Origin of the sequence: Streptomyces violaceoruber, assembly GCF_033406955.1 — a bacterium.
Taxonomy (GTDB): Bacteria; Actinomycetota; Actinomycetes; order Streptomycetales; family Streptomycetaceae; genus Streptomyces; species Streptomyces violaceoruber.
Genome location: NZ_CP137734.1, coordinates 4,944,803 through 4,959,497, shown reverse-complemented (window position 1 = coordinate 4,959,497; position 14,695 = coordinate 4,944,803). Strand labels below are relative to the sequence as shown.

13 protein-coding genes are annotated in these 14,695 nt (G+C 73.1%); 6 read left to right on the top strand and 7 right to left on the bottom strand.

Translation table 11 applies throughout. From position 1 onward, the window contains the following. The first annotated feature begins 12 nt into the window (after nucleotides 1-12). The 3 genes from R2E43_RS22210 to R2E43_RS22200 all read left to right on the top strand — a co-directional run bounded on the left by R2E43_RS22210 (nucleotide 13) and on the right by R2E43_RS22200 (nucleotide 3,361). Nucleotides 13-1,059 carry a P1 family peptidase gene (locus R2E43_RS22210; RefSeq protein WP_193486715.1) on the top strand — a complete coding sequence of 349 codons (1,047 nt, stop codon included), beginning with the start codon at nucleotides 13-15 and terminating at the stop codon, nucleotides 1,057-1,059. 160 nt (nucleotides 1,060-1,219) lie between these two features. Beyond that, nucleotides 1,220-2,443, top strand: coding sequence for a L,D-transpeptidase (locus R2E43_RS22205; RefSeq protein ID WP_003975623.1), 1,224 nt, complete (start codon nucleotides 1,220-1,222; stop codon nucleotides 2,441-2,443). Nucleotides 2,444-2,611: 168 nt separating this feature from the next. Further along, nucleotides 2,612-3,361, top strand: a complete 750-nt coding sequence (locus R2E43_RS22200) for a DUF6227 family protein (RefSeq protein ID WP_003975622.1) — start codon at nucleotides 2,612-2,614, stop codon at nucleotides 3,359-3,361. A gap of 34 nt (nucleotides 3,362-3,395) precedes the next feature. On the opposite strand, the gene R2E43_RS22195 is transcribed toward R2E43_RS22200, so the two are convergent. The 4 genes from R2E43_RS22195 to R2E43_RS22180 all read right to left on the bottom strand — a co-directional run bounded on the left by R2E43_RS22195 (nucleotide 3,396) and on the right by R2E43_RS22180 (nucleotide 9,068). After that, nucleotides 3,396-5,507: a PTS fructose transporter subunit IIABC gene (locus R2E43_RS22195; protein WP_332056505.1), complete on the bottom strand. Its 2,112-nt coding sequence runs from the start codon at nucleotides 5,505-5,507 to the stop codon at nucleotides 3,396-3,398. Between the two features lie 127 nt (nucleotides 5,508-5,634). After that, nucleotides 5,635-6,582 (bottom strand): 1-phosphofructokinase, encoded by a 948-nt coding sequence (pfkB, locus tag R2E43_RS22190; RefSeq protein ID WP_011028823.1) that lies wholly within the window; start codon nucleotides 6,580-6,582, stop codon nucleotides 5,635-5,637. Next, nucleotides 6,579-7,340, bottom strand: coding sequence for a DeoR/GlpR family DNA-binding transcription regulator (locus R2E43_RS22185; RefSeq protein WP_003975619.1), 762 nt, complete (start codon nucleotides 7,338-7,340; stop codon nucleotides 6,579-6,581). The genes pfkB and R2E43_RS22185 overlap by 4 nt, the downstream gene beginning before the upstream one ends. 210 nt (nucleotides 7,341-7,550) lie before the next feature. Then, nucleotides 7,551-9,068, bottom strand: a complete 1,518-nt coding sequence (locus R2E43_RS22180) for an MFS transporter (protein WP_030872415.1) — start codon at nucleotides 9,066-9,068, stop codon at nucleotides 7,551-7,553. A gap of 62 nt (nucleotides 9,069-9,130) precedes the next feature. On the opposite strand from R2E43_RS22180, the gene R2E43_RS22175 reads away from it, so the two are divergent. Continuing rightward, on the top strand, nucleotides 9,131-10,102 hold the full coding sequence (locus R2E43_RS22175) for a helix-turn-helix transcriptional regulator (RefSeq protein ID WP_003975617.1): 972 nt from the start codon (nucleotides 9,131-9,133) through the stop codon (nucleotides 10,100-10,102). Nucleotides 10,103-10,400: 298 nt separating this feature from the next. Here R2E43_RS22175 and R2E43_RS22170 read toward each other — a convergent pair whose 3' ends face one another. Both R2E43_RS22170 and R2E43_RS22165 read right to left on the bottom strand, forming a co-directional pair. Beyond that, the gene (locus R2E43_RS22170; protein WP_329431668.1) at nucleotides 10,401-11,111 is read right to left on the bottom strand and encodes a TetR/AcrR family transcriptional regulator; all 711 of its coding nucleotides are present in this window, start codon (nucleotides 11,109-11,111) and stop codon (nucleotides 10,401-10,403) included. A gap of 426 nt (nucleotides 11,112-11,537) precedes the next feature. Continuing rightward, nucleotides 11,538-12,536, bottom strand: coding sequence for a sigma-70 family RNA polymerase sigma factor (locus R2E43_RS22165; RefSeq protein WP_003975615.1), 999 nt, complete (start codon nucleotides 12,534-12,536; stop codon nucleotides 11,538-11,540). 215 nt (nucleotides 12,537-12,751) lie between these two features. Between R2E43_RS22165 and R2E43_RS22160 the strand changes: the two genes are divergently transcribed. After that, on the top strand, nucleotides 12,752-13,267 hold the full coding sequence (locus tag R2E43_RS22160; protein ID WP_003975614.1) for a GNAT family N-acetyltransferase: 516 nt from the start codon (nucleotides 12,752-12,754) through the stop codon (nucleotides 13,265-13,267). 32 nt (nucleotides 13,268-13,299) lie between these two features. Here the strand turns inward: R2E43_RS22160 and R2E43_RS22155 are convergent, their stop codons facing one another. Next, complete coding sequence (locus tag R2E43_RS22155; protein WP_003975613.1) at nucleotides 13,300-14,061, bottom strand: dioxygenase family protein; 762 nt, start codon at nucleotides 14,059-14,061, stop codon at nucleotides 13,300-13,302. A gap of 119 nt (nucleotides 14,062-14,180) precedes the next feature. Between R2E43_RS22155 and R2E43_RS22150 the strand changes: the two genes are divergently transcribed. Continuing rightward, on the top strand, nucleotides 14,181-14,672 hold the full coding sequence (locus R2E43_RS22150) for a MarR family winged helix-turn-helix transcriptional regulator (RefSeq protein WP_011028826.1): 492 nt from the start codon (nucleotides 14,181-14,183) through the stop codon (nucleotides 14,670-14,672). Nucleotides 14,673-14,695 lie beyond the last annotated feature (23 nt).

Here is a 14,695-nt window from a genome sequence, read left to right as displayed (position 1 = left end):
GAGACTGGCCGTATGACAGTTGACGCATTGACGGACGTCGCCGGTCTGCTGGTGGGGCACGCGACCCGCACCGGGGACGGGTGGCTCACGGGGACGACGGTGGTGCTCGCGCCGGAGGGCGGGGCGGTCGCCGGCGTGGACGTGCGCGGTGGCGGCCCCGGCACCAAGGAGACCGACGCCCTCGATCCGCGCAACCTGGTGCAGAAGGTCCAGGCGGTGGTGCTGACCGGCGGCAGCGCCTACGGACTGGACGCGGCCTCGGGCGTGATGGCCTGGCTGGAGGAGCGCGGGCGAGGCGTGCGGGTGGGGCCCGATCCGGCCCACGTGGTGCCGGTGGTGCCCGCGGCCTGCGTCTTCGACCTGGGCCGCGGGGGCGATTTCCGGGCCAGGCCGGACGCGGCCACCGGGTACGCGGCGGTGGCGGCGGCGCACGCGAGCGCTCCGGGCGCCGCGGTGGCCGAGGGGTGCGTCGGGGCGGGCACGGGTGCCGTGGTCGGCGCGCTGAAGGGCGGGGTGGGCACGGCGAGCACCGTGCTGGACTCGGGGATCACGGTGGCGGCGCTGGTGGTGGCCAACGCGGCGGGTTCGGTGACGGACCCGGAAACGGGGGTGCTGTACGGGGAGTTGTTCCGCGGCGGGCGGGTCGAGTACCCGGCGCCGGAGGTCCACGAGGCCGCGGGACGGCGGCTGGCCGAGGTAGCGGCGAGGAACGCGCCGCCGCCGCTGAACACCACGCTCGCCGTGGTCGCCACCGACGCCGGACTGTCCAAGGCGCAGGCGCAGAAGCTGGCCGGCACCGCGCACGACGGGATCGCGCGTGCGGTGCGGCCCGTGCATCTGCTCAGCGACGGGGACACGGTGTTCGCCCTGGCGACCGGGGTACGTCCGCTCGACGCCGGGCAGCCGCTCGCGCTGAACGAGGTGCTGGCGGCCGGCGCGGACGTGGTGACGCGGGCGATCGTGCGCGCGGTCCGGGCCGCCGAGCCGGTGGACGGCCCGGGCGGGGCGTGGCCGTCGTACGGCGGGCTGTACGGCAGACCGGATGGCCGAGGGGTCTGAACGGGCCGTCACCGACGGCCGGTTGACCCGGCCGTGTTGCGATTGTCCGGGTTTTGTCACGTGACGGCGTTTCCGGCGGCCGGCGGGAACCCCACGGGCCGCCGGGCACCTCTACCCGGCTGAAGCGGACATCGCACAACACCCGAACCTGGAGCAGCCCGTGACAACGCCGGACATAGCCAAGCGGCGCGTACTGGGGGCCTGTGCCGCCCTGGTGGTCGGCGCCCTCACCCTCACCGCCTGCGGCGGGAGCGCCAGTGCCGACGACAAGCAGGACGGCAAGGGCGGCGCCGGGTCCGCCGACACCTCGGTCGCCAAGCTCGTGATCTCGGCGAAGGACGGGTCGACCGGCGCCTCGATCAACTCGACCGGTGTGAAGGTCAGCGACGGCAAGCTCACCGACGTGAAGATGACCGTGGCGGAGAGCGGTGCCGCCGTACCGGGCGCGGTGTCCGGCGACGGCGGCAGCTGGAAGCCGAAGGGGCAGCTGGAGCGGGGCACGAAGTACCGGATCACGGCGCGGGCGAAGGACGCCGACGGCCGCACGGCCGCCGCCGACTCGGTCTTCACGACCGTCTCCTCGGACAACAGCTTCGTCGGCACGTACACCCCGGACGGCGGCAGCACGGTCGGGGTGGGGATGCCGGTGTCGTTCACGTTCGACAAGGCGATCACCGACCGGAAGAGCGTGCAGTCGCACATCTCGGTCACCTCCAGCAGCGGGCAGGAGGTGGTCGGGCACTGGTTCGGCGGGCAGCGGCTCGACTTCCGGCCCGAGGAGTACTGGAAGGCCGGTTCCAAGGTCACGATGAAGATCGACCTGGACGGGGTGGAGGGCGCGAACGGCCTCTACGGCGTGCAGAAGAAGACCGTGACCTTCACCGTGGGCCGCGCGCAGGTCTCCACGGTGGACGCGAACACGCAGACCATGACGGTGGTGCGCGACGGCAAGACGCTCAAGTCGGTCCCGATCTCCGCGGGCAGCGCCGCGAACCCGACGTACAACGGGCAGATGGTGATCTCGGAGAAGTCCGAGCAGACGCGCATGAACGGGTCGACGGTCGGGTTCGGCGGCGAGTACGACATCCCGGACGTGCCCCACGCGATGCGGCTGAGCCAGTCGGGCACCTTCATCCACGGCAACTACTGGTACAACCGCGGCAACCCGCCCTTCGGCGCCCAGGGCACCAGCCACGGCTGCGTCGGACTGGCGGACGCGCAGGGCGCGCAGGGCGACACCCCGGGCAAGTGGTTCTACGACAACTCGCTCGTCGGGGACGTCGTCGTCGTCAAGAACTCCCCGGACGACACGGTCGCGCCGGACAACGGACTCAACGGCTGGAACATGCCCTGGAGCGAGTGGACCGCGCAAAGCGCGGCATGATCGGGCTGTGACCAGGGTATTTTGACGGTTCGTCGGGCCGCGCGGAAACTTTTCGCGCGGCCCTCGCGTTTTTCGTGCGTACGTTTTCTCGGTTCCCGGACATGATGTCCGACCGAGGGGCTACGGTATGCACCCACAAGGTGACATGCAGCAACGCCGGGAGAAACCTTGAGCGTTCCGTACGAGACGGCAGCGTACGAACCACCCGAGTCGCCCGAGTCTCCGGAGGAGCACCTCATGCGGCTGCTGGGTCGCGCCCTGAACTCGTTCGAGCTGCCCGACGAGACGATACGGCTGCTGGACTGCGCGCTGGCGCACGACGGTTCGCTGCACTCCGCGCACCACAGCGCGGGGCTGCACCGCGAGACGTACCGGCACACCTGGCTGCTCGCCGACGGTTCGGCGCTCACGCTGTGGGAGCTGGTCCACAACACCGCCCCGGGCAGCGAGCCGCAGCACGAGGTCTATCTGGACGAGGAGGAGCTGCGCGCCGCGGGTTCCCGGCTGGCCCTGCCGCCCGAGGCTCCGGACTTCGAACTGCCGGTGCAGGTGCAGTTGTCGCCGGTCCCGGCCCCGCGCCACGCCTATGTCCCCGACGCCTCCGCGGACCACGCCCGCAGGCTGCTGCGGCGCGCGGAGAACGCGGACCGTCCGGACGCCGACCTCGCCGCCCGGCTGTCGACGGCGTGCGGGCACCAGATCACCCAGGCCTTCGGCGGTCCCGGCCGTGCGGGCCGGGCCCGGGTCGGCTTCTCGCTCTACGAGCACGCGTTCCTGCTGCGCGACGGTGTGGAGGTCTCCCTGTGGGAGGTCGAGCACACGGCCACCCCGGACGGGCGCCACATGTGCGAGGTCTACGACAGCGAGGACACGGCCCGCCGGGCGATGGAGCGGCGCGCGGCCCAGGTCTCCCCGTAGCGCGCCCCGCTCCACCGGCCCGTCGAGTCGCGCTTTACGCGGCCACCGCCTGCTTCGCGCCCGGCGCCCGGGACGACGGGTCCGCGCCCCCGCCGGGTCCCTGGGCCTCCGCCGGCGGCACCGTCTTGCGCAGCCCCTTGAGGACGATCACCAGGGCCGTGGTGACACAGACCCCGGCCGCGACGGCGACCAGGTAGAGCAGCGGGTTGCCGATCAGCGGGACCACGAAGATGCCGCCGTGCGGGGCGCGCAGCGTCGCACCGAAGGCCATCGACAGGGCGCCGGTGACCGCGCCGCCCACCATCGAGGACGGGATGACGCGCAGCGGGTCGGCCGCGGCGAACGGGATCGCGCCCTCGGAGATGAAGGAGGCGCCCAGGACCCAGGCGGCCTTGCCGTTCTCGCGCTCGGCGGCGTTGAAGAGCCGGCCGCGCACGGTGGTGGCCAGGGCCATCGCCAGCGGCGGGACCATGCCGGCCGCCATCACCGCCGCCATGATCTTCATCGCCGAGTCGCTGGGGCTGGCGACCGCGATGCCCGCGGTGGCGAAGGTGTAGGCGACCTTGTTGACCGGGCCGCCGAGGTCGAAGCACATCATCAGGCCGAGCAGCGCGCCGAGCAGGACCGCGTTGGCGCCGGACAGGCCGTTCAGCCAGTCGGTCATGCCCGACTGCGCGGAGGCGATGGGCTTGCCGATCACGACGAACATCAGGAACCCGACGACCGCCGCCGAGACGAGCGGGATCACCACCACCGGCATGATGCCGCGCAGCGCCTTCGGTATCGGTACCCGCTGGATCGCCAGCACCACCGCGCCGGAGATCAGACCGGCCGCCAGACCGCCGAGGAAGCCGGCGTTGATGGTCAGCGCGATCGAGCCGCCGACGAAGCCGGGGACCAGGCCCGGCCGGTCGGCCATGCCGTAGGCGATGTAACCGGCCAGCACCGGGACCAGGAAGGCGAAGGCCACGCCGCCGATCTGGAAGAGCAGCGCCGCCCAGCTGTCCGCCTGGGTCCACACGAAGTGGTCCATCACGGAGGGCGCCTTGTTGATCTCGTAGCCGCCGATCGCGAAGCCCAGGGCGATCAGCAGACCGCCCGCGGCGACGAACGGGACCATGTAACTGACGCCGGACATCAGCCACTTGCGGAGCTTGGTGCCGTAGCCCTCGCCGGACTCGCCGCCGCGCTCGACGGGGGTCGCGCCCGGGGAGGCGGAGGTGACCTCGCCGCGGGCCGCTCTGTCGCGGACCTCGCCGATCAGCTCGCCCGGCCGGTTGATGGCGGCCTTGACGCCGGTGTCGACGGTGGGCTTCCCGGCGAAGCGGCCCTTCTCGCGCACGGCGACGTCGTGGGCGAGGATCACGCCGTCCGCCGCCGCGATCACCGCCGGGTCGAGCCGGGTGAAGCCGGCCGAGCCCTGCGTCTCGACGACGACCTCGACGCCCGCCTCGCGGCCCGCGTTCTCCAGCGACTCGGCCGCCATGTAGGTGTGCGCGATGCCGGTGGGGCAGGAGGTGACGGCGACGATGCGGAAGGGGCGCCCGGGCCCGCCGGAATCCTCACCGGTGCTGCCCGGGGCGGCCTCGGCGGAGGCCGCCGCCGAGACCGCCCCGGTGTCCGCGGTCTCCTCGGTGGTGTCCTCGACGACGTCCTCGGTGCTTTCCTCGGTGCTGTCCTCACCGGTGTCCGCGGCCGGTGTCGGCTCCTCCCCGCGGATGAGCGCGGCGGCGGCCGCCGGCTCGCCCAGCGAGCGCAGCGCGGCGGTGAACCCGGCGTTCATCAGCCGGCGGGCCAGCGAGGAGAGGATCGTCAGGTGGGCGTCGTCGGCGCCCGCCGGAGCGGCGATGAGGAAGATCAGGTCGGCCGGTCCGTCCGCCGCCCCGAAGTCGACGCCGGCCGTGCTGCGTCCGAACGCGAGCGTCGGCTCGGTGACGTGCCCGCTGCGGCAGTGCGGGATGCCGATCCCGCCGTCGAGGCCGGTCGGCATCTGCGCCTCACGGGCGGCCACGTCGGCGAGGAAGCCCTCCAGGTCGGTCACCCGGCCCAGGGCCACCATCCGCTCCGCCAGGGCGCGCGTCGCCGCCTGCTTGGTGTCGGCGGACAGGTCGAGGTCGACCAGGTCCGCGGTGATCATGTCGCTCATCGCGGGCTCCTTAGCTCGCGTATCGCCCCGGACGTGGAGTGAGGGGCGGGGGCGGGGAGGGGGACGGGGGCACAGCGGTGGGGGCCTGGGGCGGCCCCGGGGAGGGGGCGGTGGGCGAGGCGGGGAGTCATGGCGCCGGCTCCCCCAGTACGCGGTCGACGGGCACCTCGGCCGTGACCGTCACGGCGGCCGGGTCCAGGTCGTGCGGCGTCGGCATCACGCTGCCGGGCAGCTGGACGGCGGCGGCGCCGTGTGCGACGGCGGAAGCGAGGGCGCCGGGCCCGGTCCCGCCGGCGACGAGGAAACCGGCGAGCGAGGAGTCCCCGGCGCCGACGTTGCTGCGTACGGCGTCGACGCGGGCGGTGCCGAACCAGGTGCCCGCGTCGTCCACGAGCAGCTGCCCGTCGGCGCCCAGGCTGGCCAGCACCGAACGGGCGCCCAGCTCCCGCAGCTCCTCGGCGGCCTTCACCGCGTCGCCGACGGTGGCCAGCGGTCGCCCGACGGCCTCGGCGAGCTCCTCGGCGTTCGGCTTGACCACGTCGGGCCGCTCGCGCAGCGCCCGCAGCAGGGCCGGGCCGGAGGTGTCCAGGGCGATGCGGACCCCGGCGGCGTGCGCGCGGGCGACCAGGTCGGCGTACCAGGAGGGGGCCAGGCCGCGGGGCAGGCTGCCGCAGCAGGCGATCCAGTCCGCGCCGGGCGACTGGCGGCGCACGGTCTCCAGGAGCAGTTCCCGTTCGTCCGGGGTGAGTTCGGGACCCGGCGCGTTGATCTTCGTCAGGACGCCGTCGGCCTCGGCGAGCGCGATGTTGGACCGGGTGGGCCCGGTGATCGGCACCGGCGCGACCTCGATGCCCTGTGCGTCGAGCAGGTCGGCGACCAGGGCGCCGGGTGCTCCGCCCAGCGGCAGCACCGCGACGGTGCGCCGTCCGGCGGCGGTCACCGCGCGCGAGACGTTCACGCCCTTGCCGCCGGGGTCGACCCGCTCGCCGGTGGCGCGGACGACCTCGCCGCGGTCGAGGGAGGGCACCTCGTAGGTGCGGTCCAGCGACGGGTTGGGGGTGACGGTCAGGATCATGCGCGTACTACTTCCGTGCCGGCGCGCTCGATGTCGCCCGCGTCCTCGGGGGTGAGTCCCTGGTCGGTGATCAGCAGGTCCACGTCGCCGAGGGCGCCGAAGCGGGCGAAGTGCTCCTGGGCGTACTTGGAGGAGTCGGCGAGCAGCACCACGCGCCGGGCGGCGGTCAGGGCGGCCCGCTTGACGGCGGCCTCGGCGAGGTCGGGGGTGGTCAGTCCGTGCTCCACGGAGAACCCGTTGGCCGCCACCACGGCCACGTCGGCGCGGATCTCGCCATACGCGCGCAGCGCCCAGGCGTCCACGGCGGCGCGGGTGCGGTGGCGCACGCGCCCTCCGACGATATGGAGCTGGATGCCGGGGTGGTCGGCGAGGCGGGCCGCGATGGGCAGGCTGTGGGTGACCACGGTCAGCGAGGCGTCCGGCGGGATCGCCGCGGCCATGCGGGCCACCGTGGAACCGGCGTCGAGGATCAGCGTGCCCTCGGCCGGCAGTTCCGCGAGGGCGGCTCTGGCGATGCGGTCCTTCTCGTCGGCGGCCGTGGACTCGCGCTCGGCGAGGTCGGGTTCGAAGTCGAGCCGGCCGGCCGGGATCGCGCCGCCGTGCACCCGGCGGAGCAGCCCCGCGCGGTCGAGCGCCTTGAGGTCGCGGCGGATGGTCTCCGCCGTCACCTGGAACTCCTCGGCCAGCGACACCACGTCCACCCGGCCGCCGTCCCGGGCGAGCCGGAGGATCTCCTGCTGCCGCTCCGGTGCGTACATGACCGTTCACCTCCGACCCATGCCCGAACCTGTGGTTTCGGTCGGAGGCTACGCCTGGTTGTCCGGAATGTAAACAGGAAGCAGAAACACTCGGACTCAAGCAGGCATGAACGGGCATCAGGCATGAGGAAGGGCGGATCCGGCACCCCCGTGCCGGATCCGCCCCTTGTCCATCCGTCCTGCCCACCGTCCCGTCGCGCGCCCGCGGTCTCAGACCAGCGCGGGCTCCTGCTCCTGCGCGCTGTCCTCGGCCGGGCCGCCTTCCACGTGCTGGGCCGGCCGCCGGGGCAGCGCGAACATCAGCAGGAAGATGACGGCCATCACCGCGGCCACCCACCCCAGCGCGTTCTGGAAGGCGTCCACGTAGGCGGGGCCGATGCGGTCGGGGGTGAGGCGGTCGCTCATCGTGCCGAAGAAGACCACCGACACCAGCCCGAGCCCGAGCGCGTTGCCCATCTGCTGCACGGTGTTGATGAGCCCCGACGCCGCTCCGGCGTGCTCGCGCGGTACCTGGGAGAGGACCGCGTCGGTCAGCGGCGCGACGATCAGGCCCATGCCGAGGCCCATCACGACCAGCGGCAGCGCCATCTGCCAGGAGGTGATGGCGAGCCCGTAACGCCCGGACTCCACCATGTAGAGGAGTACTCCGGCCGCCATCACCAGTGCGCCGGTCTGGAGCACCTTGCGCCCGAAGCGCGGGACCAGCGTCTGCACCGAGATCCCGGCGGCCGTGGACACGGCGATCGAGAACGGCACGCCGGTCAGTCCGGCCCGCAGCGGGCTCCAGCCGAGGCCGAACTGCATGTACAGCGTCCACACCAGGAAGAAGACGCCGAGCGCGACCCCGAAGACGGTCTGCACGGCGATCCCGGCCGCGAAGCTCTTCACCCGGAACAGCGACAGCTCCACCAGCGGCGAGCCGTCCCGCGCGCTCTTGCGCCGCTCGTAGGCGACCAGGACCGCGAGGACCACCAGCGAGCCGGCCATCGACAGGTACCCCCACAGCGGCCAGCCCAGCTCCTCGCCCCGGGTGAGCGGGTAGATCAGCATCAGCAGGCCGAGGGTGACCAGCGCGACCCCGACCAGGTCCAGCCGGAGGGCGCGCGGCGCCTTGGACTCGGTGATGAAGCGGCTGCCGAGGACGAGGCCCGCGATGCCGACCGGCAGGTTGATGAGGAAGATCGGCCGCCATTCGAGGCCGAAGAGGTTCCACTCGGTGAGCAGGGCGCCCAGCAGCGGGCCCGAGACGGCACCCAGACCCACGATCGCGCCGAACAGCCCGAAGACCTTGCCGCGTTCGTGCGCCGGGAAGGTGGCGTGCACGATCGACAGCACCTGCGGCACCATGAGCGCCGCCATGCCGCCCTGGAGGATGCGGGAGGCCACCAGCATCTCCGGGTTGGCCGCCAGGCCGCACAGCGCCGAGGCGAGGGTGAAGCCGCCGATGCCGACGAGGAAGACCCGCTTGCGGCCGTGGATGTCGCCGAGCCGCCCGCCGGTGATCAGACCGGCCGCGAACGCGAGGGCGTAGCCGGCGGTGATCCACTGGATCTGGCTGAAGGAGGCGCCCTCGTCCCGCTGGATGGAGGGGATGGCGATGTTCACGATGGTGACGTCCACCAGGTCCATGAAGGCCGCGGTCATCACGATCGCGAGGGCGAACCAGCGACGCCGGTCGCCCGCCGCGGGCGGGACGGGAGCCGGTTGCGGGGTCTGCTTGAAGGTCATGGGAGAAACGTAGGCGGCCAGTAGGTCGGATCGTGTCCTAGATGTGCGGCATCCTCGAGCACATGACGACGGACACTCCGGCCCGGCTGCTCACCCTCCTCTCCCTCCTCCAGACGCCCCGGGAATGGCCCGGCGGCGAGCTGGCCGACCGGCTCGGGGTCTCCCGGCGCACGGTCCGGCGGGACATCGACCGCCTGCGCGAACTGGGCTATCCGGTGCAGGCGACGATGGGCGCCGACGGGGGCTACCGGCTGGTGGCGGGCAAGGCGATGCCGCCGCTGGTCCTCGACGACGAGGAGGCGGTGGCCATCGCGGTCGGGCTGCGGGCCGGTGCGGGGCACGCGGTCGAGGGCCTGGACGAGGCGTCGGTGCGGGCCCTGGCCAAGCTGGAGCAGGTGCTGCCCTCGCGGCTGCGGCACCGGGTCACCACGCTCCAGTCCGCGACCACGCCGCTGACCAGCGGGGACGGGCCGAGCATCGCGCCCGAGACGCTGACCGTGATGGCCTCGACGGTGGCCGGGCACGAGCGGCTGCGGTTCGCCTACCGCGCGGCGGACGGCACCGCGACGCGGCGCTCGACGGAGCCGTACCGGCTGGTCTCCACGGGGCGGCGCTGGTACCTGGTCGCCTACGACCTCGACCGGGACGACTGGCGGACCTTCCGGGTGGACCGGGTGAGCGAGCCCTTCGCGACGGGGGCGCGGTTCGCTCCCCGGGAGCTGCCGACCGGGGACGCGGCCGAATACCTGCGGCGCTCGATGCAGCGGCGGCACGAGTCCTACGAGATCACGGTCGTCTTCCACGCACCGGCCGAGGCCGTCGCGCCGCTGCTGCCGCACTGGATGGGAACGCCCGAGCCGGTGGACGGCTGCGCGTCGTGCGTGGTGCGGGCGACCGTGTCCGGCCCGGTGGAGTGGACCGCGGCCCGGCTGGCGACGACCGGGCTGGAGTTCCGGGTCCGGGAACCGGCGGAACTGGTGGAGTGCGTACGGGAGCTGGGGGCCCGGCTGGGACGCGCGGCGGAGCCCGGCTGACCGGCGGGGCCGAGGAGCTGTTGGGGGCCCGGCTGGGACGCGCGGCGGAGCCCGGCTGACCGGCGGGGCCGAGGAGCAGTTGGGGGCCCGGCTGACCCGCGGGCCGACGGAGCAGTTGGGGGCCCGGCTGGGAGGCGCGGCGGGGTCCGGGGGGCCGACGGAGCGACCGGCACACCGACCGGCGGAAAGACCGGCGGCGGCGCCCGCCCGAGGTCTCACCCCCGACGGAGAGACCGGCGGCGGCGCCCGCCCGGGGCCTCACCCCCGGCGGAGAGACCGGCGGCGCCCGCCCGGGGTCTCATCCCTCTTCCGCGGGCCCGGCCTCCCAGGCGAACCCCCGCAGCACCTCCAGGTTCAGCAGCGCCTGCTCCAGGGGGCTGCGTGCTCCTTGCGGGGAGGACGACGCCCAGTGCTCCGCCGCGACGCGCACGGACGCACCCGCCACCGCGGCCGCGAAGTGCAGCCGGGGCGAGGCGGCCAGGCGTGCGGCAACGTTGTCGTCGCCCCCGGACATCCGCGCGGCCAGCGCCTGGACCAGCCCGCGCTCCGTGGAGTGGCAGACCTCCGCCCACACCTTGCGCAGCGCCGGACTGCTCTCGGCCAGGAGGATAAGCGTGCGGGCCCACTCCCAGGAGGGCGCCGACACACCGGCGCCCGGGGTCAGCGTGTGCCGCACGGCGCGTTCCAGTGCCTCGGGCGGCGACAGTTCGGCGGGGGCCTCGCGCACCGCCCGCACCCAGCGCTCGGCGCCCAGGGCGTAGAGCGGGGCGACGGCCTCTTCCTTGGTGGCGAAGTAGCGGTAGAAAGTGCGCGGGGCGACACCCGCCGCCCTGGCGATGTCCTCGGCCCGGGTGGCCCGCAGGCCCTGTCCGACGAAGAGGCGGGCCGCCGCCCGGGCGATCTCCATCCGGGTCTCGGCCTTGCGCCGCTCGGTCAGGGAGACCGGTCCGGCCGGCTCGGGCCCGGGGCCGGGTTCGGGTCCGGGAAGTGCTGGAATGGTGCTGCTCACTTCGGCAGGCTATGCCGCTGTGGCAGAATCTGCCATTCGGCGGGCCACCCCGGGGTTCAGGTTCGGGGTGCCCCGCCTCCCCGCTCTGCCCCGCCTGGCGCTCCGCTCCGGCTCGCGGCCGACCCGGCCCCCGTGACACGGAAGGAGCCGGGCTGCGGCGCCCCAGGGGGGTAGGGGCAGCCGAGCCCGGCTCGGGAAGTCCCGGCGCCGGGGGGAGTGCGTCGGGACGTGGTCTTCGGTGGTTGGTCTCCGGTGGTGCCGCGGTACCGGCTCGAACGTCTTGTTCCCGGCACCCGCCGATTGAAGCAGCGTTGTACGGCCATGTTTGCGCCGGGTCCGGCACCCGGCGTACGCCCCATCCGCCCCGTCACGCCCCCACGTCACGCGGCATCCGGGCCGTACGGCCGGCGCCGTCCTGCGGCGGGGTCAGGCCGCCGCCTCGAAGCCGGTGTCGCGGGCCAGCTTCTTCAGCTCCAGCAGCGCGTGCTTCTCGATCTGGCGGATGCGCTCGCGGGTGAGGCCGTGCTCCTTGCCGACCTCGGTCAGCGTGCGCTCACGGCCGTCGTCGATGCCGTACCGCATCTTGATGATGGAGGCCGTGCGCGGGTCCAGGCGGCCGATGAGGTCGTCCAGCTCCTCGCTGCGCAGCAGGGTCAGCACCGACTGCTCGGGCGACACGGCCGAGGTGTCCTCCAGCAGGTCGCCGAACTGGGTCTCGCCCTCGTCGTCCACCGACATGTTCAGCGAGACCGGGTCGCGGGCCCAGTCGAGCACGTCGGTGACGCGCTCCGGCGTCGAGCCCAGCTCGGCCGCGATCTCGGCGGGCTCCGGCTCGCGGCCGTGCTCCCGGTTGAACTCGCGCTGCACGCGCCGGATCCGGCCCAGCTCCTCCACCAGGTGGACGGGCAGCCGGATGGTGCGGGACTGGTCGGCGATGGAGCGGGTGATGGCCTGCCGGATCCACCAGGTCGCGTACGTGGAGAACTTGAAGCCCTTGCGGTAGTCGAACTTCTCGACCGCGCGGACCAGGCCGGCGTTGCCCTCCTGGATCAGGTCCAGCAGCGGCAGGCCGCTGCGCGGGTAGCGGCGGGCGACCGCGACGACCAGGCGGAGGTTGGAGCGGATGAAGACGTCCTTCGCCCGCTCGCTCTCGTCGATCAGGGCCTGGAGCTCCTCACGGGTGGCGTCCGCCCCGGTCTCCTCGTACCCTTCGAGGACCTGCCGCGCGAACACACCCGCCTCGATGGTCTGGGACAGCTCGACCTCCTTGGCGGCGTCGAGCAGCGGTGTCCGGGCGATCTCGTCGAGGTACATGCCGACCAGATCGCGGTCGGCGAGCTCGCCGCCGTTCGCGCGGACGCTGGTTGCCGAGCCGGAGGTCTCGCCGGCGGCGGACTTACGACGGGCGACGGCACGGGTTGCCATGCGTGCTCCCTTGCGATGGTGGTTCAGCGGGTGGTCCGGTGGACGCTCGGGCGCCTTGCGGGGTTGTCTCCGTGTCTCCAGCCCCTCTCGGGACTCTCCTCGGGTGCCCTGCATCCGATGGAAACAACGACTGGAATCCGGACAGAATTCCCAACCTGCCCCTCGATTTTTCTGATCATGCAGTACCCTGTGCCGCCACAGAGGGAGGGGCGGTTATGCCGGGAACTGCCGAGGTCCAGGTCAGACCGGGAGTCGAGGAGGATCTCAAGCCACTCACCGACCTCTACAACCACTACGTACGTGAGACGCCCATCACGTTCGACACCGAGCCGTTCACTCCGGAGGAGCGCCGACCGTGGCTGCTCTCCCACCCTGAAGACGGCCCGTACCGCCTGAGGGTTGCCACGGACGCGGAGTCACAGGAGATCCTGGGGTACGCCACATCCAGCCCCTACCGCGCGAAGCCCGCCTACGCGACCTCGGTGGAGACCACCGTCTACGTCGCCCCGGGGGCCGGCGGCCGCGGCATCGGCTCGCTCCTCTACGCGTCCCTCTTCGACGCCCTGGCCGCCGAGGACCTGCACCGCGCCTACGCGGGCATCGCCCAGCCCAACGAGGCCTCCGCCCGGCTGCACGCGCGCTTCGGTTTCCGGCACGTGGGCACGTACCGCGAGGTGGGCCGCAAGTTCGGCCGGTACTGGGACGTGGCCTGGTACGAGAGACCGCTCTAGCCACGCCATTCCCCCGCGGCCGGTCCGGACGCTCAGCCGAACTGCACCGACCGCTTGGCCAGGCCCATCCAGAACCCGTCGATCACCGACCGCCGCAGGTCCAGCTCGCCGGCCGCGTCCGCCGCGCCCATGGTCACGAACAGGGGCGCGAAGTGCTCGGTGCGCGGGTGGGCGAGCCGTCCCGCCGGGGACTTGTGGGCGAAGTCGAGCAGTCCGTCCACGTCCCCGCCCTCCAGCGCGCGCCGGCCCCAGTCGTCGAACTCCGCGGACCAGGAGGGGATGCCGCCCTGGCGCAGCGCGGCCAGGTTGTGGGTGAAGAAGCCGGAGCCGACGATCAGCACGCCCTCGTCGCGCAGCGGCGCGAGCCTGCGGCCGATCTCCATGAGCCGCGCCGGGTCGAGGGTCGGCATGGAGACCTGGAGGACCGGGATGTCGGCGCCGGGGTACATCTCCACCAGCGGCACGTAGGCACCGTGGTCGAGGCCGCGGTCGGGGACGTCCTGCACGGGCGTGCCGGGGGCGCGCAGCAGCTTGCGTACGGACTCGGCGAGCGCGGGCGCGCCGGGCGCTCCGTAGCGCACCTGGTAGTAGTGCTCCGGGAAGCCCCAGAAGTCGTAGACGAGGGGGACGGTCCGGGTGGCGCCGAGGGCGAGCGGGGCCTCCTCCCAGTGGGCGGAGACGACGAGGATCGCCTTGGGGCGCGGCAGGTCAGCGGCCCAGGCGGCCAGTTCGCCGGGCCAGACGGGGTCGTCGGCGAGCGGCGGGGCGCCGTGGCTGAGGTAGAGGGCGGGCATGCGCTCCCGGACGGCGGCGGCCATGGCTACTCCAATACTTGAACTCTCAATCTTTACGTGCCGTCAATCTACGCCGATTTTGTTTAATGTTCAAGGAACCGTCTCGTACAGTGGGACACATGAACGACGAACCCCGTTGGCTCACCGCCGAGGAGCAGCTCGTCTGGCGCTCCTACATCGAGGCCGCCACCCTCCTCGAGGACCACCTCGACCGGCAGCTCCAGCGCGACGCGGGCATGCCGCACGTCTACTACGGCCTGCTGGTCAAGCTGGCCGAGTCACCGCGCCGGCGGCTGCGGATGACCGAGCTGGCCAAGTACGCGAAGATCACCCGGTCCCGGCTCTCGCACGCGGTGGCGCGGCTGGAGAAGAACGGCTGGGTCCGTCGCGAGGACTGCCCCTCCGACAAGCGCGGCCAGTTCGCCATCCTCACCGACGAAGGGTACGAGGTGCTGCGCCGGACCGCACCGGGCCACGTCGACGCCGTGCGCCAGGCGGTCTTCGACCGGCTCACCCCCGAACAGCAGAAGTCCCTCGGCGAGATCATGCGGATCGTCGCCGAGGGACTTCAGCCGAGCGAAGCGGGTGCGGACCTGCCCTGGCTGCGCTGAGCGCGCGGCCGGGGCAGGTCCGG

Excerpts from the sequence above, each read along its gene's own strand:
- R2E43_RS22160 (WP_003975614.1), top strand. The coding sequence starts at position 12,752 with ATGCCGGGAACTGCCGAGGTCCAGGTCAGACCGGGAGTCGAGGAGGAT.
- R2E43_RS22210 (WP_193486715.1), top strand. The coding sequence starts at position 13 with ATGACAGTTGACGCATTGACGGACGTCGCCGGTCTGCTGGTGGGGCAC.
- R2E43_RS22185 (WP_003975619.1), bottom strand. The coding sequence starts at position 7,340 with ATGTACGCACCGGAGCGGCAGCAGGAGATCCTCCGGCTCGCCCGGGAC.
- pfkB (WP_011028823.1), bottom strand. The coding sequence starts at position 6,582 with ATGATCCTGACCGTCACCCCCAACCCGTCGCTGGACCGCACCTACGAG.
- R2E43_RS22165 (WP_003975615.1), bottom strand. The coding sequence starts at position 12,536 with ATGGCAACCCGTGCCGTCGCCCGTCGTAAGTCCGCCGCCGGCGAGACC.
- R2E43_RS22150 (WP_011028826.1), top strand. The coding sequence starts at position 14,181 with ATGAACGACGAACCCCGTTGGCTCACCGCCGAGGAGCAGCTCGTCTGG.
- R2E43_RS22195 (WP_332056505.1), bottom strand. The coding sequence starts at position 5,507 with ATGAGCGACATGATCACCGCGGACCTGGTCGACCTCGACCTGTCCGCC.
- R2E43_RS22175 (WP_003975617.1), top strand. The coding sequence starts at position 9,131 with ATGACGACGGACACTCCGGCCCGGCTGCTCACCCTCCTCTCCCTCCTC.
- R2E43_RS22180 (WP_030872415.1), bottom strand. The coding sequence starts at position 9,068 with ATGACCTTCAAGCAGACCCCGCAACCGGCTCCCGTCCCGCCCGCGGCG.
- R2E43_RS22155 (WP_003975613.1), bottom strand. The coding sequence starts at position 14,061 with ATGCCCGCCCTCTACCTCAGCCACGGCGCCCCGCCGCTCGCCGACGAC.